The organism is Sphingobacterium corticibacterium (genome assembly GCF_004208525.1).
In the GTDB taxonomy this organism is placed as follows: domain Bacteria; phylum Bacteroidota; class Bacteroidia; order Sphingobacteriales; family Sphingobacteriaceae; genus Sphingobacterium; species Sphingobacterium corticibacterium.
Genome location: NZ_SGIT01000002.1, coordinates 1,449,518 through 1,469,494 on the forward strand (window position 1 = coordinate 1,449,518; position 19,977 = coordinate 1,469,494).

Consider the following 19,977-nt stretch of genomic DNA (forward strand, 5'->3'; position numbering starts at 1 on the left):
AGAAGCTATCAATATAAAATTGTAAATTTAAAATCCAGCGGATTGAAGTACTTTTCCAAATATCCAATAAGATCATCGCCATGTTTCAAATATAAGGAAGCAAAGTTTTCCGTCCGTTCCTGTAATCCCCCGCCGGGGAAGAGTTTATCTTTCACCCGTTCTATCTGTATAAGCGCATCTTCATGATTATGCTTATCGGCTTTCAGCAACTTCTTTTCCAAATTATTAATCGCTTTTTTTAAACGTGCCTTTACCGCCTCCGTACTTGGGCCCAAGCTCGGATCAATTTTATGTGCCCGCAATTTAATCTTTCCGAAGATGGCATTAAATTCCATCCACTCGTCACGCAAGTTCAACCGATGTTTCGTCTGCCGACGAACATAGTCATTTTTTAATCCATCCGTTGGCTTAAATATGCTTTTGAAAGTCAAATCCAAACGAAAAATTTTCCCCGCAATTTGGTCGTCGGTGATCATGGCGGAATTACGTGGAACGAGAATCGGAAAGGGAATTTGATAGTGATCAAAGTTAGCTTTCAATTGCAACCAATATACGATCTCAGCCCCTCCACCAATATATGCCAAATTTGGCAAGATAAGCTCCTGATACAAGGGTCGCATCACGACATTCGGACTAAATCGTTCAGGATGTTGAGCTATCTCTGCCTTTAACTCCTCTTCCGAAAAATAAAGATCACGGTGCAATACTTCAAACCGGCCATCTTCTGTCCGCACGAGGCGCTCGCGAAATTCATCCGTTAAGTAAAAAAAGTTGATTTCCCGTGCGTGCACCTGGGTATGATAACCTAGTTCCGTGAGGCTTTCGGAAGTGTTTTCAATCGCTTTAAAGCTATGTTGTTCAAAAATATCCTGCGCGATGATCGGCGCAAAAACGTTCTTAAAGCCTGTATGATCCGCATCAACAATCACCAGTCCGTATTGCTTAAATAGCTCATTTACCATGTGTCGCGTGGCTGCTGCTAGTGATTGATTTTGCAAGTAGGCATGCTCCACTATCGATTTTAATTTCTCCGCGTTGGCCGATAGCCCGAACGTCCCGCAATATTGTTTCACGGTGTCGGCAATATCATGTGTGGACATCCGTCCCGTAGCAGAGACGGTTGGCGTATCCCATATGATCCGCTTACCGAATACTTTCGTATTATTGATTTCTGCAAAATCATGGTCCTCTGTTGCCATCCAATAGACGGGCACAAACGAATATTCGGGATAGGCTTCTTTTAAATCTTTTGCCAATCGTATAGCCGTGACAATTTTAAAGATAAAATAAAGCGGGCCTGTAAATATATTGAGCTGATGTCCTGTTGTAACCGTAAATGTTTTTTTATCTTCTAACAACGTAATGTTAGCTTCAACTGCTGGAGAATGGGCTAACAGTGAACCGTATTGCTCGCGGAGTGTTGTTACTAACAACTCCCTGTGGGAGAAGTTCTGCTTCTCGCTTATCTGTTGTTTGAATCCAGCTAAGGTAGGTTGTTGTCCGTAAAAGGATGTTAACTGTTCATCGTTGGCGAGATACGCTAATAGTGTTTGCGAAAAACTACCCGTATCACTGTAATCAATGTATGTTGCTTTCATCTAGCTCTTTTCGTGTCGTCTCGTAATGTCTACAGATTGAGCGGACAATTTACATATTTTTACACGAAGCGACCACAGGCATACCGAAATTATAGCAAACGTTTGACGAAAGGCTATTTAATCACTTTACCATACAGATCGAAATCCTCTGCTCGCTCTACCTCTACCTCAACAAAATCACCGATACGCGCGTAATCTGTTTTCGCATCCAAGATCACCTCATTATCCACTTCCGGCGAATCATACTCTGTACGGCCAATGAAATAACTACCATCCACACGATCCACGAGCACCTTAAATGTTTGTCCGATTTTTTCTTGATTAATTTCGTAAGAAATGCCTTGCTGTACCTCCATGATTTGTTCTACGCGTGATTCCTTTTCCTGTTGCGGCACATCATCTGTTAAGGTATGGGCATGAGTCTTTTCTTCATGTGAATACGTAAAGCAACCTAATCGGTCAAACCGGCTATCTTCCACCCATTCCAACATTTCATTGAAGTCTTGCTCTGTTTCTCCTGGATAACCACATATTAAGGTTGTACGTAATGCGATATCGGGCACTTTATCACGAATTTGGTTGACAAGGTCAATTTGCTTTTGTTTGGTTGTTCCACGACGCATCGATTTTAGCATAGAATCGGAAATATGCTGTAAAGGCATATCCAAATAGTTACAGATATTCGAACGCTCATTCATGGCATCCAAAATATCCATTGGAAAACCGGATGGATAAGCATATTGCAGACGAATCCATTCTATGCCTTCCACATCTGATAAGTGACGTAACAAATCTGCCAAATTACGTTTTCCATAGATATCCAACCCATAATAGGTGAGGTCTTGGGCAATGAGTATTAATTCTTTCGTTCCATTAGAAGCTAAAAATTTAGCCTCTTTCACTAAATCATCAATAGATTTAGACACATGCTTACCGCGCATCAAAGGTATAGCACAAAAAGAACAAGGGCGATTACACCCTTCAGCAATTTTAAAATAAGAGAAATGGGAAGGAGTGGACAACAGACGCTCACCTAATAGTTCATGTCGATAGTCTGCTCCAATGGTCGTCAACAATTCTGGCAGATCATTTGTTCCAAAATAAGCGTCAACGTTCGAAATTTCAGATTGAAGTTCTGGCTTGTATCGTTCGGATAGACAACCCGTTACGATAACCTTATTTATCTTTCCCTCCTCCTTTAATGCGGAATATTGTAAAATGGTATCAATAGATTCTTGTTTTGCGTTGTCAATAAACCCACAGGTATTAATAACAACAATATCATTTGCCTGTATATTGGATGCTTCGTGCACAACCTCCATTTGGTTTCCCTTCAGCTGTCCCATTAGCACTTCAGAGTCGTGGATATTCTTAGAGCATCCCAACGTCACGACATTCACTCTCGGCGTACTCACTAGAGGAGCAACCTTTCTATTTTTTGTTTTCATTTCTATTCATTAGCATTACACAGATATAACGATGACCTGTGTAGTCCGAGTCCGATCATTTAAACAATGAATCGACGAAATCTCGCTTATTAAACAACTGCAAGTCGCCAATCTTTTCGCCCACACCAATATATTTTACTGGAATTTTAAACTGATCGGAAATACCGATAACCACGCCCCCTTTAGCAGTACCGTCCAATTTTGTTAGTGCTAAGGCATTGACGTCGGTCGCTTGTGTAAATTGAGTAGCTTGCTCAATGGCATTTTGCCCTGTTGAAGCATCTAAGACAAGTAGTATTTCATGTGGAGCACCCGGTACGACCTTCTGCATCACATTTTTGATTTTGGTCAACTCATTCATCAGACCAACTTTATTATGCAGGCGTCCAGCTGTATCTATGATAGCTACATCATCTCCGTTTGCCACTGCCGATTTAACCGTATCGAATGCAACTGACGCGGGGTCTGAACCCATTGGTTGGGCTACGACACGAACATCAACACGTTCACCCCACAATTTAATCTGATCTACAGCGGCTGCCCGGAAAGTATCTGCAGCGCCCAATACGACCTTATTTCCCGCTTCTTTCAACTGATGGGCAAGCTTACCGATCGTAGTGGTCTTTCCCACACCGTTTACACCAACGACCATAATCACATAAGGTTTGTGTGCCCCATATTCAAATGTTTCGAAATCGTTGCTATTATTTTCCGCCAACAGTGCCTGTATCTCTTCTTTAAGTAAGCGATTTAAGTCTTCTGTACCCACGTATTTATCGCGCGCAACACGTTGTTGGATACGGTCAACGATCTTCAGCGTGGTCGTTACCCCAACATCCGACATGACCAATACCTCTTCGAGATTATCCAAAACTTCATCATCGATGGTGGATTTACCGACAACGGCTTTGGTTATTTTGGAGAAAAAACCTTCTTTGGTTTTTTCCAGACCTTTATCTAAAGCTTCTTGTGCCTCTACTGTTTCCTGCTTCTTTTTAAAAAAATCAAATAATCCCATGGATAAAAAAGTAAAAGGTAAATATACTAAAAAAGCCCTTTCGGTACATACCAAAACGGCTTATCTTGTCTTTTAAAGAAAACTTTGAAAAGGTATAGCTGTTACGCAACTTATTTTGCAGCTTCTGCTACAAATTCTTTCACCTTGTCGTTGTGAACCATACCTTCTTTGAAAGTATAAGCTCCCGTTTTGGCAGACTTAGTAGTTACGACAACTTTGGTAAATTCCTTACCGCCTCCTTTTTGTAACGATGCAACTGATTTCTTTGCCATTGTCTTGTATTTTTAAAAGAGCGAATGCTCTACAGTTAATTACTTAATTTCTTTGTGAACAGTTACTTTTCTAAGCACAGGATTGAATTTTTTCAATTCTAAACGCTCTGTCGTGTTTTTCTTGTTCTTTGTGGTGATATAGCGAGACATTCCCGGAAGACCACTTTCTTTGTGCTCAGTACATTCTAAGATTACTTGTACTCTATTTCCCTTTTTTGCCATTGTTTTACTTTATTATATCCGCCAGATGACGGACAGATTTCATGAATATTCTGATAACAGGCGGTAACGATTAAATAGATCCTTTTTTGATAAATTTATCGATTACTGCTGTAATTCCTTTTTTGTTAATCGTTTTGATTGCCGAAGTAGACACTTTTAGCGTAATCCAACGATCTTCTTCCGGGATATAAAAACGCTTTGTTTGTAAATTAGGATAAAACTTACGTTTCGTTTTAACGTTTGAGTGTGAAACGTTATTCCCTGTTAATGCCGCCTTGCCTGTTAAATCACAAATTCTTGACATGATATTTGATTTTTAATGTTGTTTCTCTAATCGCTCTTTTCACAAAGAGTTTGCAAATATCCATATTTCTTTTGTGAATTGCAAGCAATGAAATATTTTTTTTAAAGTTTTCCACAATCCACATCACGTTTTCTACCGCGGGATAGTTTTCCCTTTTGTATATTTGTTTTTTTAAACCCAACATGCTTTACAAAACGCCAGGAATCGCGCTCAAAACAACCAACTATGCCGACAATAGCATTGTTGTCCATATTTTCACAGAGACATTTGGTATGCAGTCTTATCTCATCAACGGGGCAAGAAAACTGAAAGCACGTCTCCCAGCAAATCTCTTTCAGCCTTTACATCTTCTGGATCTTGTTGTATATTATAAAGAGAGTAACGGGCTGCAACGCATCAAAGAAGCTCACCCACGTCCTTTATTAAAGGAAATACCCCTAGAGATTACCAAAGGCTCTATAGCTTTATTTCTGAATGAGATATTATATAAAGTACTCCGTCACCAATCGCCAGACCCTTTTCTCTTTAACTTCATCCAACAATCGATTATATGGCTGGATGAAACGAAAAAATCTTTAGCAAATTTTCACCTGATCTTTCTCCTTAAACTAAGTAGATTCCTCGGTTTTTTACCCCTGCACCATCATAAACAGCAATATCCCTATTTTAATCTTATAGAGGGCATATTTAGCAATAACCTTCCTGCACATCGCCATGTATTACAGGAACCACACACCTCAATTTTCCTTCGCCTGCTAAAAACTGACTTCGAAGAATCGCACCATATCAAAATGAACAAGAGCGACAGAAAATATCTTGTCGAAAAAGTGTTGGAGTTTTATCGATTGCACACGGAAAACTTCGGCCAAGTAAATTCTTTGTACATCTTGGAAGAAATATTTAACTAAATGTTTCTATGTAACATTTTTATTGCTATTTTTAAAACAGCAAAAACAACATTTGTTTACTTATTTACTTTACTTAAAATTTACTTTTATGGACTGGTTTCTGAAAACATTAAAAGAAAACTATGCTAATTTCGATGGGCGGGCACGCAGAAAAGAATTCTGGATGTTCGTTTTATTTGTTTGGCTCATCTATGTCGCCTTTAGCATCGTAGGAGGTATACTTTCTTATATCAGCTCTATTTTGGGCGGATTGGTATACGGTATTATGGGATTGGTTTCGCTTGGACTGCTCATACCCAATCTAGCTGTAGCTGTACGCCGCCTTCACGATACGGGGAGCCCAACATGGTACATTGTATTTGCCTTTATCCCGCTTGTCAACTTATATTTCCTCTATCTGATGATCAAAGAAGGAGACAAAGGTCCTAATGAATTTGGCCCGGATCCGAAAGAAAGCGGCAGTGATCCGAATCCATTTGGTAATTTCCCACCAACACCGGGAAATGACCCATTTACAAACAACCCTAACGTATAAAGAAAAAAGCCAGACTAAAAAAACATGTCTGGCTTTTTTTCAGCTTTATACCCCATAAAAAAGAAGCTGCTTCCCTCTTCGGAAAACAGCCCTTCACAATAAATATATCTGAATCTAAATTAGATAAGCTTTACATTTACCGCATTAAGACCTTTACGGCCTTGTTCTACTTCGTAAGATACATGATCGTTCTCACGAACTTTGTCTACCAAACCTGACACGTGAACAAAAATTTCACTCTCACCAGAATTAGGGATAATGAAACCGAAACCTTTGGTTTCATTAAAGAATTTTACTACACCTTCTTGCATTATTGTAATATATTATTAATGTATTGGTTCTAAAGGTAGACATTAATTTTTAATGTCTCTTTATTTATTTTCAATTTTAAACGAAAAGTAACCTGCACTGTCAAACAATACGCATGCAATTTTGTATTAGTAACAATAAAAACAAATAACAATGAAAAAAATAATCGGCATAATTATCGCCATCTGTATCGTATCTATGTCCAATGCGCAAACAAATAATTTTGAATCTAGCCGAAGAGTCTCTACAAGAGGATATGCTGAAAAAGAAGTAACTCCTGATATTGTTTATATTTCCATTTCATTAAGGGAATACTTTGTCGATGGAAATACCAAAAATAAAGTCAATATCGAAACATTGGAAAAACAGCTCTATGATGCCGCATTGGCTATCGGTGTTAAAAAAGAGGATTTCAATATCCAAAACATTTATAGCTATAACTATGACAGTTCAAAGAAAAAAGAAAACAAACAGTTACTGCAAGCGAAACAATATAGGATCAAAGTGTCCAATCTCAATGGTTTGAATAATATGCTCGACCAAGTGGACCCTAAAGGTATACAAAGCACTTCGATAAACGGTTACGATCACTCTCAAAAGCGTCAAATTGAGAAAGAGTTGAAAGTAGCGGCCGTACAGGATGCCCGTGCCAATGCCGAGATCATTGCTACTGCAACTGGCGACAAGATTGGAAAAGTACTCGTCATCAATGACAACAGTTCATTTGGATGGAACGATATTTTACCAACTCCACGTATGTATGCTATGTCAGCAAAAGCAGAAACAAGCGATGCTGCTTCGGCAGATGGCGAAAGTCTCGACATCAACGTGCGCCCGATTAAGCTCACCTGTAACATCGATGGGATATTTGAACTTTTATAATGTACCTTTGTACGCTATATGAGCAAAACGAGAATATTTGCGATAAGTATGATTGTACTCATGCTTATCGCTTTCTTCAGTAACCCCAAACAAGAGCAACACGAAAAGATAGTAAGGGAAAAAGCCATAGTGCTTCTTAAACAGCAAGCTGGAAAGCAAAATGAACAAATGGTAGATTTTGGTATTCAGCTTTTTGGAAATACGTTAATCGATCAATTCATGCAAAACCATGTAAAGGTCGAAAACTACTATCTTTTTTCCGTTACGAAAATACGCGTAGGCCCCCAAGAAAACACGATTGGTGGAGGAGCATTCGGCACAATCTGGCTTAGTCCTAAAATAGACGAAAAAGCAGCCGAAATCGTCAAGATGATAAAAGAGGGACTATAAATGCTGGACATTCTATATGAAGACGAAGATTTAATCGCTATTAATAAACCACATGGATTATTAGTACATCGATCGTCTATTGCTGCGGATACCTCCAAATTTGCTTTACAACTTCTCCGAGATCAGATACAGCAAGCTGTATACCCTACCCATCGTTTAGATCGCAAGACCGGTGGTATCCTACTCTTCGCACGAAACAAGGAAATGGACTCGCTCACACAACAACTCTTTGCTAACAAAAATATAGCGAAAATATATTGGGCAATTGTACGAGGCTACACTGATGACCAAGGAACAATTGATTACCCCCTTCGTAAGGAAAACAATTCCTTACAAGATGCGATTACACATTACCGGACATTATCGCGAGCGGAGGTTGATCTTCCTTTTGGTAAACACGCCACTTCTCGCTATTCATTATTGGAAGTTAGGCCAGAGACGGGTCGGATGCACCAAATCCGTAAGCACCTCGCCCATATTTTCCACCCTATTTTAGGTGATAGACCTCATGGCTGCAATAAACAAAATAAGCTTTGGAAAGAGCAATTTTCTATGGACACCATGATGCTCCATGCACAAAAATTATCCTTTAAACATCCGAGAACCCAGCAAGAAATTAATATTGAAGCACCTACACTTTCGGAATTTAGCCGTGTACGGCAAATTTTGGATTTATAAACACAAGGAAATAGAGTAAATCATTCGCGTGAATTGAAAATAGCTAAATATCCAGACGTTGAATGGTCTTTTTTTGTCTAAATTCCCTGTAATAAGATATTTTCAACGGTAGCGGAGAGCTAAAGAAATTCATTTTATATACAGATGCGATTATATTGTATATAAAAATGAATTTCGTTAGGTTTGAAAAAATTTAGATGATCATGATTAAAAACGTTGCGTTAGCCGAGCATCATATAGCGCTTGGTGCTAAAATGGTACCTTTTGCGGGGTTCAATATGCCCGTTCAATATTCAGGAATCAACGACGAGCATGAAACTGTGCGTACTGCCGTGGGTGTCTTTGATGTGAGCCACATGGGCGAATTTATCCTAAAAGGTGAAAAGGCGATGGACTTGATCCAAAAAATATCATCAAATGACGTTTCTAAGCTGTACGATGGTAAGATACAGTACGCCTATATACCAAACGAAACAGGGGGTATTGTAGACGATTTTCTAACCTATCGAATTGATGGACAAACTTATTTATTAGTCGTGAATGCGTCCAATATAGATAAAGACTGGAACTGGATCAGTAAATACAATACGTATGGTGTAGACATGAAAGATATTTCGGATAAAACATCATTATTCGCAATCCAAGGTCCGAAATCAGCCGAAGCCTTACAATCTCTAACTGATATTGAGTTGGCGGAGATGGAATATTATACTTTTAAAAAAGGTTCATTCGCGGGTGTAGACAACGTATTGGTTTCCGCTACGGGTTATACTGGAGCCGGTGGGTTTGAAATCTACGTGGCTAATGAAGACGCTAAGAAAGTATGGGACGCTATATTTGAAGCCGGCGCGGCATACGGCATCAAACCTATCGGTCTTGGCGCACGCGATACGTTACGTTTAGAAATGGGCTTTTGTTTGTATGGAAACGATATTGATGAAAAAACTTCTCCCTTTGCCGCAGGCTTAGGCTGGGTAACAAAATTCACGAGTGATTTTGTAAACAGTGAAAATTTAAAAGCTGAAAAAGAAAACGGCGTTTCTCAGAAACTAGTAGGATTTGAAATGCTTGAACGCGGTATTCCACGCCATGACTACGAAATCGTTGACGCAGAAGGCAATAAAATTGGACGTGTAACGTCAGGCACACAATCCCCCACGTTGAAGAAGTCCGTTGGACTGGGTTATGTAGACAAAGCCTTTGCTAAAGAAGGAACGGAAATATATATATCCATCCGAAATCAAACCGTGAAAGCTGTCGTTAAAAAACCTCCTTTTGTGAAATAGGAAGGAGCATTATAATATATAGTTGTAGAGACGCAACGTATTGCGTCTCTATTTTTTTCTTTTCGGTTGCTGCTTTCCCTCTCGTACATTTCTCTTCACCACCTTCAACAGGACTACTTTGAAATAGATCAATACCACCAACAGCGCTATAGAAATAAATAAAAAAAGATGATTTCCCGTTTGGAAGGACATGATGCCACTGTATACTAAAAATGCAATGGCAAGATTCAAAACTATATTTAAGATAAAATACTTCGTCATATTTATTTATTAATGGGCTTTCCTATGACTTTTTCGCGCATAAAGAAAAAATAGACTGTCCCGGCTATGATGTTACCAAAGATGATAAAAATAATTAACAATATCCGCTCTGTATTAGTCAACTTAACCGAGAGCATAATTTCCCGTAAAACCAAAAATATCCACAACAAAGACAACAACAACGCCATGCTTATCAAAATGTAAGCTAAAGAAAAGTTTAATATCCACAATATAAAAGCTAGGATATAAAACCCTAGACTAAAATAAAATGCTTGTTGAGTTTGGTGGACGAGATTTTTCATCCAACAAAAATACAGAATCTTTGGTTATGGGAAAATTCCCAATTCTTCGTAAGCCACTCCGATCTTATCGATAGCACAGATGAAAGCGGCCGTCCGTAAGTCCTCTACCCCTTCTCTGTTTTTATAAATATCCCGAATCTCACGATATGAACCTATCATCGTATCTTCCAATCCGGAATGTACCAAATCAATTTCATCCGGTCCACGCAAAATGGTTTTACGTTCCAAATCAGACACACGCTTACCTGTGGTAGATTCGATAATATCAATCAACTCCTTATACATATTTTCTTCGAAGCGCTTTTCCAAACGGCCGTAGCGTACATGGCTTAAATTTTTCAACCATTCAAAATACGATACAGTTACCCCTCCCGCATTCAGATAAATATCTGGGATCACCAAAACGCCTTTTTTGTTTAGAATCTCATCCGCATCAGAGGTCAACGGTCCATTGGCCGCCTCTCCAACGATTTTTGCCTGTATCCGATCGGCATTATCTTTATGGATAACGCTTTCTAAAGCTGCCGGAATAAGGATGTCACAAGGTTGCTCCAATCCTTCTGCAGGGTCTGAAAAATTAATGGCCCCGGGATAATTAAGAATGCCTCCTGTTGTTTGTCGATGGGCTTGTACCTGGTCTACATCCAGCCCGTTTTCGTCATAAATTGCTCCGTTATATTCGATTAAGCCCACGAGTTTTGCGCCTGCTTCTTGAAAATATTTTGCGGCATGATACCCCACATTACCCAATCCCTGCACAATGATCCGTTTGCCGGCGATCCCCGCCGTAAGCCCCAGCCTATCCATATCATCCTGAAAAGAACAAGCTTCACGAACGCCAAAAAACACACCCAAACCAGTTGCTTCGGTACGTCCACGCACTCCTCCCTGCGACACCGGCTTTCCGGTAACACAGGCTTGAGCGTCTATATTATTGGGATTAAGCGAAGAATAGGTATCTACAATCCAACTCATTTCACGAGCACCGGTACCATAATCTGGTGCCGGAACGTCGATACCGGGACCAATAAAGTTCTTCTTGCATAGCTCAGACGTATACCTACGTGTTATCTTCTCTAGCTCAAAAGTGGAATATTTGCGCGAATCTATTTTTATTCCGCCCTTTCCTCCTCCAAAAGGAACATTTACAATCGCGCATTTATACGTCATCAATGCCGCTAACGCCATTACCTCTTCTTGGTCTACCTCCATACTGAATCGAATGCCGCCTTTACATGGTAGCTTATGATGTGAATGTTGTACCCGATACGCTTCAATGACTTCAATGCTGTCGTTAATCTTAACGGGAAATTTTACCCGAAGTATAGAATTACAGGCTTTAATCTGGGCGAGAATACCTTGGTCAAATCGCGTAAATTGAGCGGCCTTATCAAAATTCCGTTGAACACTTTCAAAAAAAGTGTTGTTTGCTGCATTTTTTATCCCCATAACGTTGTTATTTATATACTTATGTTGGTTCTGCTTTATACATTAAAATTAACAAACTTTAGTCGAGTTAAGCACAAAATGTGTACAGCAACAAATATTTACATTTTTTGTTGGCATACCTCTTTTTATTTCCCACTACATAAAAAACAACGATATCCGCTAAGAGTTTTGTTTATTAGTAAACATCCATTTCCGGATCAATATCTTCTTTCCACGCTAATATACCCCCCGCCAAGTTAGATAAATTATCAAATCCCTGTTGTTCTAACAACATCACGGCCTGTGCACTACGTTTACCACTACGACAGTGAATGATAACCGGCTTATCTTTCGAAACCTTGTCCGACTCGATTACAATTCCTGCCAACGGAATATTGAGTCCATTCAAATTAGAAACTTCATATTCAAAAGGCTCACGTACATCAATAAGCTGGAAATCCTCATTGCGATCTATCATTCCTTGGAGTTCTTCAACTGTAACTTCTTTCATGTTTTTATATTTTCTTGTATCAAACCTAAATAAATGCTTTGCATTCACGAATTCCTAAAATATAAAATTATCATGAGTAATTTCATTTTTATATGCAATTTAATTATGCATAATATAAAATGAAACTATTTCGCTCTCCTCTGCTATCAAGAGCTATTTTATAGAGGAAATATACTATTTTTAGGAACACATAGTGGAGTTCTATCATGAAAGAAAAATTTTTACAGTGGTCTTTACTGCTCTCTCTACAATTTACCATCTGCTTATTTGGAGTAAAAGCACAAGTAGTAGAAACAGCAGATGTCGAACGGATTATTTCTACGCTTGCCAGCGACGACATGCGGGGAAGAGCAGCATTAAGCCCTGATATTGCGCGTGCAGCCGATTTTATTGCGGAAGAATTCCGGCAGGCAGGTTTACAACCCTATACTGAAGATAATTACCGCCAAACATTTGAGGTTACGAAGGTTTTTACGGAAAACGAATCCATCAAGATCAACGGAAAAGCATTAAATGTAGACGAATTTATCATATTGAACAGCAATCCCAACCTCTCTTGGAATCAAGATTCGGAAATAGAAGTCATGGAAATCCGCGCAGGAGACGATTTCTCTGAGCGCTTCCGTGACATCGTGCGGAATAATGCCAACCACAACATCGTTTGGGTAGATCCATCCTTTGCACCTATGCTGGCACGTTTCAAAAAAATATTTTCACGTGAAAACGTCATTCCAAAACAAGCAAGTGCAGCCGATGGTCCAAGTAAAGTATTTGCCATTAAGAAAAAGAATATAAAACGGTTTGAAATAGAAGCAAACACACTACACGACAATTTTTCCCTGTTCAATGTGGCTGCCGTCATCCCCGGAAAATCGAAGGCAGACGAATTTGTTGTTTTCTCCGCGCATTATGACCACATTGGTATCATTGATCCCGTAGGACAAGATTCTATAGCCAATGGAGCAGATGATGATGCATCAGGCACAACGGCCATGATTGCCCTGGCGAAACATTTCAAAAAAGAAAATATCAATGAGCGTACGTTAATTTTTGTTGCGTTTACCGCAGAAGAAATTGGCATGTTTGGTTCTAAATATTTTTCCAATAATATCGATGCCGATAAAGTGGTAGCCATGGTTAATATAGAGATGATTGGTAAAGATTCAAAATTTGGACCGAATACGTTGTACATAACCGGCTATCATCATTCCAATCTAGCAGAATTGATGCAAGAAAACCTAAAAGGAACTGCGTTTACTTTCCATCCAGATCCATACCCAATACAGAATCTCTTTTATAGAAGTGATAACGCTGTTTTAGCGGCATTAGGTGTTCCGGCACATACCTTCTCCACTTCACAGATTGATAAAGACGAATATTACCATACCGTGAAGGATGAGCTTTCAACATTAGCTATTCAAAATATAAAATCCAGCATTGAAGCTATTGCCAAAGGTGTTGTTGGAATCGTTACGGGAGAGCAAACACCTTCACGCGTGGAGAAGTTAATGAACTAATCGTTGCATTACATAGTCATCGAGGATGTAGCCATAGTAAGGTATATCCACCTCCGATATAACCTTAAACCCTTGTTTAAGGTAGAAATGATACGCCTTATTCCCTCTATTTACATTCAACTCAACAATGGAAAAGTCATGTTCTTTTGCCTGGTCTACCGCAAAATCAATCAGCTTTTTTCCCAATCCCAATCCCTGACTGTCCACCAAAAGATAAAGCTTTTCTATGCGCAAAATGTCATTGTTCTTTTTTTGAAGGGCGATAAATCCCAACGGTTGCATCTTTTGCTGACAAATAATATAAAAATCCTGTCCTTCTGCCATCGCTTGTTGAATGGCTTCGGGGGTATAATTTTTATGTAACATGAAGTCGATTTGTGCACGACTCAAAATAGCTGTATATGTCGTATGGTATACGGCTGTTCCTAAATGGTGAATAACCGCAGCCCCTTCCTTACTTACTTTTCGAATAGTATACATTTTTAAATCTCCTCGCCTATACAAACATATTCATCCGAATTAAATTCCAGATACATAAAACCGTCCTGTTCGGTTATAAATCCATGAGGACTAATATGTTTAAGGCCGACCAACGATTTGAGATGGTTTTCCGGAACGGAAATACGCGCACCTGCTTCTTTCCATTTTTCGTAACGATGACGAATGTATACATATCGCATCCCGTGAGACAACACAACCATGTTAATTGCCGCAGAATAGGCTTTTAATGCTTCATCAGGCGCATCGCAAACAATATTAACGGCTTTGTGATTGTGGTGGATAAGATAATCTAAAGCGTCAGGTATGAACCCTTTTTTTATCGGAATATTTTTAATTTGTTCTTGCGGATATGTTATTTCTTTCCTGCCGAAGATTACATCCACTTTAATATCAGCGGCTAAGAAAAAATCTACGGTATCATCGTTGGCTATTACCGTAGGGCTCCACTCTAGAAGTTGTCCCATATATTCTTCATCGAGCGCTTCATAAGAGGCAACAATCAAAGCGGGTTCTTGATTTTCTCTAATAATATGATGTGAGGACATTTTTAATTCTCGCCAAGTTGCCGCAATGTAATATACGACATCAAGCCTATACTTACTTTCAGTGCATTTTCATCGACATCAAAGGTCGGGGTATGGACTGCAGACGTAATACCGGCGGCTTTATTTCCTGTTCCCAATCGATAAAAACAAGCATTGGTTTCTTGCGAATAATAAGAGAAATCTTCGGCAGCCGGCCATATATCTAATTCAACAACATTTTCTTCACCAAGATATTCCACGGCAAAAGCGCGAGACGACGTGGTTATTTTCTCCTCGTTAATTAGAAAAGGATAACCTTTTCGCACTTCAAAATCACAAACAGCCCCCATACTCTCCGCGATGCCAGTTGCCATCTTAATCATCTTTTTATGGGCATCTGCCCGCCATTTTTCATCAAACGTACGGAACGTACCTTCCAGATACACCGCATCGGGAATCACATTGGTCGCACCATTTCCGGTTATTTTCCCCCAAGATAGAACCGTTGGTATCCTCGGATCCGCATTCCGGCTTACGACTTGCTGGAGAGCCGTAATAATTTGTGCTGTAATCGCAATCGGATCAATATTTTGGTGTGGATGCGCACCGTGGCCACCCTTACCCCGCACGGTCATATATAGTTCATCACTAGAAGCCATGTATTTCCCCGTACGGAAACCTACTTTCCCCGTCTCGATAAGGGGCATAACATGTTGCCCGATAATACCGGCAGGAGTTGGGTTCTCCAACACGCCTTCTTTAATCATGATCGAAGCACCGCCGGGTAGACGCTCTTCTCCAGGTTGAAATATAAGTTTTATAGCGCCCCCAAATTCGCTTCTCAGGGATTGTAATATCGATGCAACTCCCAATAACGAGGAGGTATGCACATCGTGCCCACAAGCGTGCATAACGCCAAAATTCTGTGAACCATAACTGCGCCCCTCCACCTCCTGTATGGGTAGAGCATCCATATCCGCACGAAGAGCTAATACCTTAGCCGAGGGTTTCTCGCCATGAATCAGTCCTACCACACCGGTATTTGCCATAGACGAGTATGGAATACCCAAACGCTCTAGCTGCTGCTTGATAAAAGCAGATGTTTGGTGTTCTTCAAAGGAGAGCTCAGGATGTTGATGCAAATGGCGCCTAAACCCGACTGTCTCTTCAAAGAAGTCTTCCGCAAGTTGTTTTATCTTTTCTTTCAACATCGATATGGTTTTCCTCGTTATTCGTAAGCCCAAACCTCTTCGGTGAAGACAAATACATTACTATACTGAGAGCGTAGCTCCTGCATAAAGCTGGTTGCTTCTGATCGGCTTCTAAAGTCACCAACCTTTACCCTGTAATTTGGTTCATCGTAAGTCACATAGGCGCCTATATCTTTATAAGATCGTTGAAATCTAGCCTGTACGGCATAGGCATCACTTCGGTTCGCTCCAGAAAATACCTGTACACGAAAACCGCGCACTTTTACCCGTTTACCGCTTTTCTTATCAACGACTTTCGACCCTAAGCTAACCATTCGGGCAGTAGTAGGATTGATACCGTTCTCCGCTCTGAACTCCTGCAACAGATTAATCAACGAATCCTTCTCTACTTCGACGATTCCCGATTGTGCTTTACTGAGCTGTGCAAATCCAAGGAGTACAAAACCAAATATCAATCCTTTATATAACATCTTTATTTTAAAAAAGTGAGAACGTCAACTATATAACTTCTCGATAATTTTATTTTAACTGTTTTTTCCGTGACAGTTTTTATATTTTTTCCCGGAACCACAAGGACATTCGTCATTTCTACCTACCGTTTGTGTTTTACGTATAGGCTGCGTGACTTGTTGTTCGCGGGTATCTTTATCTTCTTCCGAAACTCCTGTTGGCGAGCTCAGCTCCGCTTTTGTAGCTTTAACCTGTGCAGGCTGCGGCTGTACCGGACGTGCTTCCCGAACGTTTTGCGGCTCTTGTTGCTGGCCAGGAATTTCTCCTTTAAACAAGAAGCTTACTATCTCTTTATTCATGGAAGCAAGCATGCTTTTGAATAAATTGTATGCTTCCATTTTGTAGATAATAATAGGGTCCTTTTGCTCGTAGACAGCATTTTGTACAGATTGCTTCAGGTCATCCATTTCACGTAGGTGCTCCTTCCAAGCTTCGTCAATCAATGCTAAAACAATACCTTTTTCAAACGATCTGAAAACTTCTTTCCCACTAGACTCTACCGCCTTCTGCAAATTTGTCGCAACTTGTATGCCACGAATACCATCGGAAAACGGTATAACCACATTTTCTATCATTCCCCCACGTTCAGCCAAAACATTTGTCAGTACCGGAAGCGTTTGTTCCGCCACCTGTTGTCCTTTATTTTGATAATGTGTAAGAACCTGTTGGAATAATTTATCGGTCAACACCGCTAAGCCACTTTGTGCAAATTCTTCCGCCGTAATTTCAGGATTTAGGGCAAACAAACGAATCACTTCAATCTGGAACTCTTCATAGGTTCCGCCTTCTTTTGCTTCGGTCACCACATCTTCCACGACATCGTAGATGGTATTGTTCAAATCAACGTCCAAACGTTCTCCGAATAGTGCGTTCTTACGCTTCGAGTAAATTACAGTACGCTGGGAGTTCATCACGTCGTCGTACTCCAACAATCGCTTACGAATACCAAAGTTGTTCTCCTCCACTTTACGTTGCGCTCTTTCAATAGATTTCGTCAACATACTGTGTTGCATCACTTCACCTTCTTCCACACCCATTTTCACCATGATGTTGGAAATCCGTTCAGAAGCGAATAGACGCATCAGATTATCTTCTAGCGACACGAAGAATTGTGATGAACCAGGGTCTCCTTGACGGCCGGCACGTCCACGTAACTGACGGTCTACACGACGCGATTCATGCCGTTCTGTACCAATAATCGCCAGTCCTCCAGCTTTGATAACCTCATCCGTTAATTTGATATCCGTACCACGACCCGCCATGTTGGTAGCGATCGTTACCTGTCCGGGACGTCCTGCTTCCGCAACAATGTCCGCCTCCTTTTGGTGAAGCTTCGCGTTCAATACATTATGTTTGATGCCACGCAATTTCAACATCCGACTCAGCAATTCCGAAATCTCTACGGAGGTTGTTCCCACCAATACCGGTCTTCCTGCCTCTGTTAGTAACTGAATCTCCTGTGCTACGGCGTTATATTTTTCTCTAGCTGTGCGGTAAATCAAATCTTGACGGTCATCTCGCTGCGTAGGTCGGTTTGTCGGAATTTCCACTACATCTAGCTTGTAAATCTGCCAAAGCTCACCTGCTTCTGTAGATGCCGTACCCGTCATCCCTGCCAGCTTATGGTACATCCGGAAGTAGTTCTGCAAAGTAATTGTTGCATACGTTTGTGTTGCATCTTCTACTTTTACATTTTCCTTTGCCTCGATTGCCTGGTGTAAACCATCGGAATAACGACGCCCCTCCATAATACGGCCCGTCTGTTCATCCACAATCTTCACTTTACCTTCATCCACGATATATTGGTCGTCGATCTCAAATAAGGTGTAAGCTTTAAGCAATTGGTTTATAGAATGGATACGCTCTGATTTAATAGAGTAATCCCGCAATAATTCTTCTTTTTTCTGTGCTTTTTCTTCTAATGATAATTCTGATTTTTCGATATCTGCTATTTCGGATCCCACATCTGGCATGATGAAGAAATTTGGATCTTCCCCAGAAGCGGTGATCAATTCAATACCTTTTTCACTCAGCTCTACTTGATTGTTTTTTTCATCGATCACGAAGAACAACTCTGCGTCCACCTTAGGCATGTTGCGGCTTTGTTCCGCCATATAGTGGTTTTCTACCTTCTGCAACAGCTGTCTGTGATTCCCTTCTGATAGATATTTAATCAAGGCTTTGTTTTTAGGCAACCCGCGATAAGCACGCAATAACGCCATTCCTCCACCCTCGACATCAGCATCGCCGTTGGCAATGGCTTTCTTTGCCTCGTTAAAAACCGTATTTACATATGCTTTTTGCGCATTTACCAGCCGTTCAATACGCGGCTTTAGTTGATAAAACTCATGCTGATCACCGCGTGGGATAGGACCGGAGATAATTAACGGGGTCCGTGCATCATCAATCAAAACGGAGTCTACCTCATCAATCATGGCATAATGTAGTTTACGCTGTACCATGGAATCCGGTGTCTGTGTCATATTGTCGCGCAAATAGTCGAAACCGAACTCATTATTTGTTCCGTACACAATATCTGACAAATATGCTTTTCTTCTTTGTGGCGAGTTGGGTTGATGTTTATCAATACAGTCTACGCTCAATCCGTGGAACTCAAATAACGGCCCATTCCATTCGGAGTCACGACGTGCTAGATAGTCGTTCACTGTTACAATATGTACCCCCTGCCCGGATAATGCGTTTAAGTAAGTCGGTAATGTACCTACCAACGTTTTACCTTCCCCTGTAGACATCTCCGCAATCTTACCTTGATGCAAAACGATACCACCGATAAGCTGTACATCATAGTGTACCATATTCCAGGTAACCTCCGTACCGGCTGCGATCCAAGAATTTTTCCATACCGCTTTATCACCTTCCACAATCACATTCGGTTTACGTGCGGCCAGTTCCCGGTCAAAATCGGTTGCGGTAACCTCAAGTTCTTTATTTTCCGTTAATCGGCGAGCGGTGTCTTTTACTACTGCAAAAGCTTCGGGCAAAATTTCCAGTAATACTTCTTCCAGCTTTTTATCCCTATCTTTCGATAATTTATCGACCTGTTCATAAAGGGCTGTTTTTTCACCCATATCGACATTATCCTGATCCGCTTCTGCTTTCAAGGATGCAATTTCTTCGTCTATATCGGCTAAATAGGCTTTGATTCGGTTTTTAAAATCAGCAGTTTTCGCACGCAATTCATCGTGGCTTAACGAGGATAACTTCTCGTATTCCTCTTTGATTTTATCTACAATGGGCTGAATGGATTTGATATCTCGTTCTGACTTGCTGCCAAATAATTTACTTAAAAATTTTAACATAATATTTTCTTATCTCCGTGTACCGCGTGCAATAATGAATCC

Annotated in this window: 22 protein-coding genes; 7 read left to right on the forward strand and 15 right to left on the reverse strand. The window is 40.4% G+C overall.

Translation table 11 applies throughout. The features are described 5' to 3' along the window. Window positions 1-8 precede the first annotated feature (8 nt). The 6 genes from bshC to rpmB form a co-directional block, all read right to left on the reverse strand. Complete coding sequence (bshC, locus tag EWE74_RS14225) at window positions 9-1,598, reverse strand: bacillithiol biosynthesis cysteine-adding enzyme BshC (protein WP_130142176.1); 1,590 nt, start codon at window positions 1,596-1,598, stop codon at window positions 9-11. A gap of 113 nt (window positions 1,599-1,711) precedes the next feature. Beyond that, window positions 1,712-3,046 carry a 30S ribosomal protein S12 methylthiotransferase RimO gene (rimO, locus tag EWE74_RS14230; protein ID WP_130142177.1) on the reverse strand — a complete coding sequence of 445 codons (1,335 nt, stop codon included), beginning with the start codon at window positions 3,044-3,046 and terminating at the stop codon, window positions 1,712-1,714. 55 nt (window positions 3,047-3,101) lie between these two features. Further along, entirely contained in the window at window positions 3,102-4,064 is a 963-nt protein-coding gene (gene ftsY, locus EWE74_RS14235) for a signal recognition particle-docking protein FtsY (RefSeq protein WP_130142178.1), read from the reverse strand. Between the two features lie 110 nt (window positions 4,065-4,174). Further along, window positions 4,175-4,336 carry a DUF4295 domain-containing protein gene (locus EWE74_RS14240; protein WP_130142179.1) on the reverse strand — a complete coding sequence of 54 codons (162 nt, stop codon included), beginning with the start codon at window positions 4,334-4,336 and terminating at the stop codon, window positions 4,175-4,177. A gap of 39 nt (window positions 4,337-4,375) precedes the next feature. Beyond that, on the reverse strand, window positions 4,376-4,558 hold the full coding sequence (rpmG, locus tag EWE74_RS14245) for a 50S ribosomal protein L33 (protein ID WP_002998409.1): 183 nt from the start codon (window positions 4,556-4,558) through the stop codon (window positions 4,376-4,378). A gap of 70 nt (window positions 4,559-4,628) precedes the next feature. Then, on the reverse strand, window positions 4,629-4,862 hold the full coding sequence (rpmB, locus tag EWE74_RS14250; protein ID WP_130142180.1) for a 50S ribosomal protein L28: 234 nt from the start codon (window positions 4,860-4,862) through the stop codon (window positions 4,629-4,631). Between the two features lie 182 nt (window positions 4,863-5,044). Here rpmB and recO point away from each other — a divergent pair, with 182 nt between their 5' ends. After that, entirely contained in the window at window positions 5,045-5,770 is a 726-nt protein-coding gene (gene recO / locus EWE74_RS14255) for a DNA repair protein RecO (RefSeq protein WP_130142181.1), read from the forward strand. 88 nt (window positions 5,771-5,858) lie between these two features. Further along, entirely contained in the window at window positions 5,859-6,305 is a 447-nt protein-coding gene (locus tag EWE74_RS14260; protein ID WP_130142182.1) for a DUF805 domain-containing protein, read from the forward strand. Window positions 6,306-6,424: 119 nt separating this feature from the next. Here EWE74_RS14260 and EWE74_RS14265 read toward each other — a convergent pair whose 3' ends face one another. Next, the gene (locus tag EWE74_RS14265) at window positions 6,425-6,616 is read right to left on the reverse strand and encodes a cold-shock protein (protein WP_093364840.1); all 192 of its coding nucleotides are present in this window, start codon (window positions 6,614-6,616) and stop codon (window positions 6,425-6,427) included. A gap of 151 nt (window positions 6,617-6,767) precedes the next feature. Here EWE74_RS14265 and EWE74_RS14270 point away from each other — a divergent pair, with 151 nt between their 5' ends. The 4 genes from EWE74_RS14270 (at window position 6,768) to gcvT (ending at window position 9,850) form a co-directional block, all read left to right on the forward strand. Continuing rightward, complete coding sequence (locus EWE74_RS14270) at window positions 6,768-7,496, forward strand: SIMPL domain-containing protein (RefSeq protein ID WP_130142183.1); 729 nt, start codon at window positions 6,768-6,770, stop codon at window positions 7,494-7,496. A gap of 18 nt (window positions 7,497-7,514) precedes the next feature. Next, window positions 7,515-7,886 carry a DUF4359 domain-containing protein gene (locus EWE74_RS14275; protein ID WP_130142184.1) on the forward strand — a complete coding sequence of 124 codons (372 nt, stop codon included), beginning with the start codon at window positions 7,515-7,517 and terminating at the stop codon, window positions 7,884-7,886. Next, window positions 7,887-8,564, forward strand: coding sequence for a pseudouridine synthase (locus tag EWE74_RS14280; RefSeq protein ID WP_130142185.1), 678 nt, complete (start codon window positions 7,887-7,889; stop codon window positions 8,562-8,564). It abuts the gene before it with no gap. A gap of 203 nt (window positions 8,565-8,767) precedes the next feature. Then, window positions 8,768-9,850, forward strand: a complete 1,083-nt coding sequence (gene gcvT, locus EWE74_RS14285; protein ID WP_130142186.1) for a glycine cleavage system aminomethyltransferase GcvT — start codon at window positions 8,768-8,770, stop codon at window positions 9,848-9,850. 48 nt (window positions 9,851-9,898) lie between these two features. Here gcvT and EWE74_RS14290 read toward each other — a convergent pair whose 3' ends face one another. The 3 genes from EWE74_RS14290 to EWE74_RS14305 form a co-directional block, all read right to left on the reverse strand. After that, a complete protein-coding gene (locus EWE74_RS14290; protein ID WP_130142187.1) occupies window positions 9,899-10,111 on the reverse strand; it encodes a DUF6358 family protein in 213 nt (70 codons plus the stop codon). A gap of 326 nt (window positions 10,112-10,437) precedes the next feature. Beyond that, entirely contained in the window at window positions 10,438-11,862 is a 1,425-nt protein-coding gene (locus tag EWE74_RS14300) for a Glu/Leu/Phe/Val family dehydrogenase (RefSeq protein ID WP_130142189.1), read from the reverse strand. A gap of 175 nt (window positions 11,863-12,037) precedes the next feature. Continuing rightward, window positions 12,038-12,352 (reverse strand): rhodanese-like domain-containing protein, encoded by a 315-nt coding sequence (locus EWE74_RS14305; protein WP_130142190.1) that lies wholly within the window; start codon window positions 12,350-12,352, stop codon window positions 12,038-12,040. 206 nt (window positions 12,353-12,558) lie between these two features. On the opposite strand from EWE74_RS14305, the gene EWE74_RS14310 reads away from it, so the two are divergent. Then, the gene (locus tag EWE74_RS14310) at window positions 12,559-13,869 is read left to right on the forward strand and encodes a M20/M25/M40 family metallo-hydrolase (RefSeq protein ID WP_130142191.1); all 1,311 of its coding nucleotides are present in this window, start codon (window positions 12,559-12,561) and stop codon (window positions 13,867-13,869) included. Here EWE74_RS14310 and EWE74_RS14315 read toward each other — a convergent pair. The 5 genes from EWE74_RS14315 to secA are packed head-to-tail and all read right to left on the reverse strand — an operon-like array spanning window position 13,858 to window position 19,935. After that, the gene (locus EWE74_RS14315; RefSeq protein ID WP_130142192.1) at window positions 13,858-14,349 is read right to left on the reverse strand and encodes a GNAT family N-acetyltransferase; all 492 of its coding nucleotides are present in this window, start codon (window positions 14,347-14,349) and stop codon (window positions 13,858-13,860) included. The genes EWE74_RS14310 and EWE74_RS14315 overlap by 12 nt on opposite strands. Before the next feature lie 2 nt (window positions 14,350-14,351). Further along, window positions 14,352-14,915 (reverse strand): thiamine diphosphokinase, encoded by a 564-nt coding sequence (locus EWE74_RS14320; RefSeq protein ID WP_130142193.1) that lies wholly within the window; start codon window positions 14,913-14,915, stop codon window positions 14,352-14,354. A gap of 2 nt (window positions 14,916-14,917) precedes the next feature. Next, window positions 14,918-16,105: a M20 metallopeptidase family protein gene (locus EWE74_RS14325; RefSeq protein ID WP_130142194.1), complete on the reverse strand. Its 1,188-nt coding sequence runs from the start codon at window positions 16,103-16,105 to the stop codon at window positions 14,918-14,920. A gap of 17 nt (window positions 16,106-16,122) precedes the next feature. After that, window positions 16,123-16,575: an SPOR domain-containing protein gene (locus EWE74_RS14330; protein ID WP_130142195.1), complete on the reverse strand. Its 453-nt coding sequence runs from the start codon at window positions 16,573-16,575 to the stop codon at window positions 16,123-16,125. A gap of 54 nt (window positions 16,576-16,629) precedes the next feature. Further along, window positions 16,630-19,935 (reverse strand): preprotein translocase subunit SecA, encoded by a 3,306-nt coding sequence (secA, locus tag EWE74_RS14335; protein ID WP_130142196.1) that lies wholly within the window; start codon window positions 19,933-19,935, stop codon window positions 16,630-16,632. Window positions 19,936-19,977: the final 42 nt, after the last annotated feature.

Bases quoted from the DNA above. Each gene is read 5' to 3' on its own strand.
- EWE74_RS14240 (WP_130142179.1), bottom strand. From the start codon at position 4,336: ATGGCAAAGAAATCAGTTGCATCGTTACAAAAAGGAGGCGGTAAGGAA.
- ftsY (WP_130142178.1), bottom strand. From the start codon at position 4,064: ATGGGATTATTTGATTTTTTTAAAAAGAAGCAGGAAACAGTAGAGGCA.
- EWE74_RS14265 (WP_093364840.1), bottom strand. From the start codon at position 6,616: ATGCAAGAAGGTGTAGTAAAATTCTTTAATGAAACCAAAGGTTTCGGT.
- EWE74_RS14320 (WP_130142193.1), bottom strand. From the start codon at position 14,915: ATGTCCTCACATCATATTATTAGAGAAAATCAAGAACCCGCTTTGATT.
- EWE74_RS14310 (WP_130142191.1), top strand. From the start codon at position 12,559: ATGAAAGAAAAATTTTTACAGTGGTCTTTACTGCTCTCTCTACAATTT.
- bshC (WP_130142176.1), bottom strand. From the start codon at position 1,598: ATGAAAGCAACATACATTGATTACAGTGATACGGGTAGTTTTTCGCAA.
- recO (WP_130142181.1), top strand. From the start codon at position 5,045: ATGCTTTACAAAACGCCAGGAATCGCGCTCAAAACAACCAACTATGCC.
- EWE74_RS14270 (WP_130142183.1), top strand. From the start codon at position 6,768: ATGAAAAAAATAATCGGCATAATTATCGCCATCTGTATCGTATCTATG.
- EWE74_RS14260 (WP_130142182.1), top strand. From the start codon at position 5,859: ATGGACTGGTTTCTGAAAACATTAAAAGAAAACTATGCTAATTTCGAT.
- secA (WP_130142196.1), bottom strand. From the start codon at position 19,935: ATGTTAAAATTTTTAAGTAAATTATTTGGCAGCAAGTCAGAACGAGAT.
- rimO (WP_130142177.1), bottom strand. From the start codon at position 3,046: ATGAAAACAAAAAATAGAAAGGTTGCTCCTCTAGTGAGTACGCCGAGA.
- EWE74_RS14330 (WP_130142195.1), bottom strand. From the start codon at position 16,575: ATGTTATATAAAGGATTGATATTTGGTTTTGTACTCCTTGGATTTGCA.
- rpmG (WP_002998409.1), bottom strand. From the start codon at position 4,558: ATGGCAAAAAAGGGAAATAGAGTACAAGTAATCTTAGAATGTACTGAG.
- rpmB (WP_130142180.1), bottom strand. From the start codon at position 4,862: ATGTCAAGAATTTGTGATTTAACAGGCAAGGCGGCATTAACAGGGAAT.
- EWE74_RS14275 (WP_130142184.1), top strand. From the start codon at position 7,515: ATGAGCAAAACGAGAATATTTGCGATAAGTATGATTGTACTCATGCTT.
- gcvT (WP_130142186.1), top strand. From the start codon at position 8,768: ATGATTAAAAACGTTGCGTTAGCCGAGCATCATATAGCGCTTGGTGCT.
- EWE74_RS14280 (WP_130142185.1), top strand. From the start codon at position 7,887: ATGCTGGACATTCTATATGAAGACGAAGATTTAATCGCTATTAATAAA.
- EWE74_RS14315 (WP_130142192.1), bottom strand. From the start codon at position 14,349: ATGTATACTATTCGAAAAGTAAGTAAGGAAGGGGCTGCGGTTATTCAC.
- EWE74_RS14325 (WP_130142194.1), bottom strand. From the start codon at position 16,105: ATGTTGAAAGAAAAGATAAAACAACTTGCGGAAGACTTCTTTGAAGAG.
- EWE74_RS14290 (WP_130142187.1), bottom strand. From the start codon at position 10,111: ATGACGAAGTATTTTATCTTAAATATAGTTTTGAATCTTGCCATTGCA.
- EWE74_RS14305 (WP_130142190.1), bottom strand. From the start codon at position 12,352: ATGAAAGAAGTTACAGTTGAAGAACTCCAAGGAATGATAGATCGCAAT.
- EWE74_RS14300 (WP_130142189.1), bottom strand. From the start codon at position 11,862: ATGGGGATAAAAAATGCAGCAAACAACACTTTTTTTGAAAGTGTTCAA.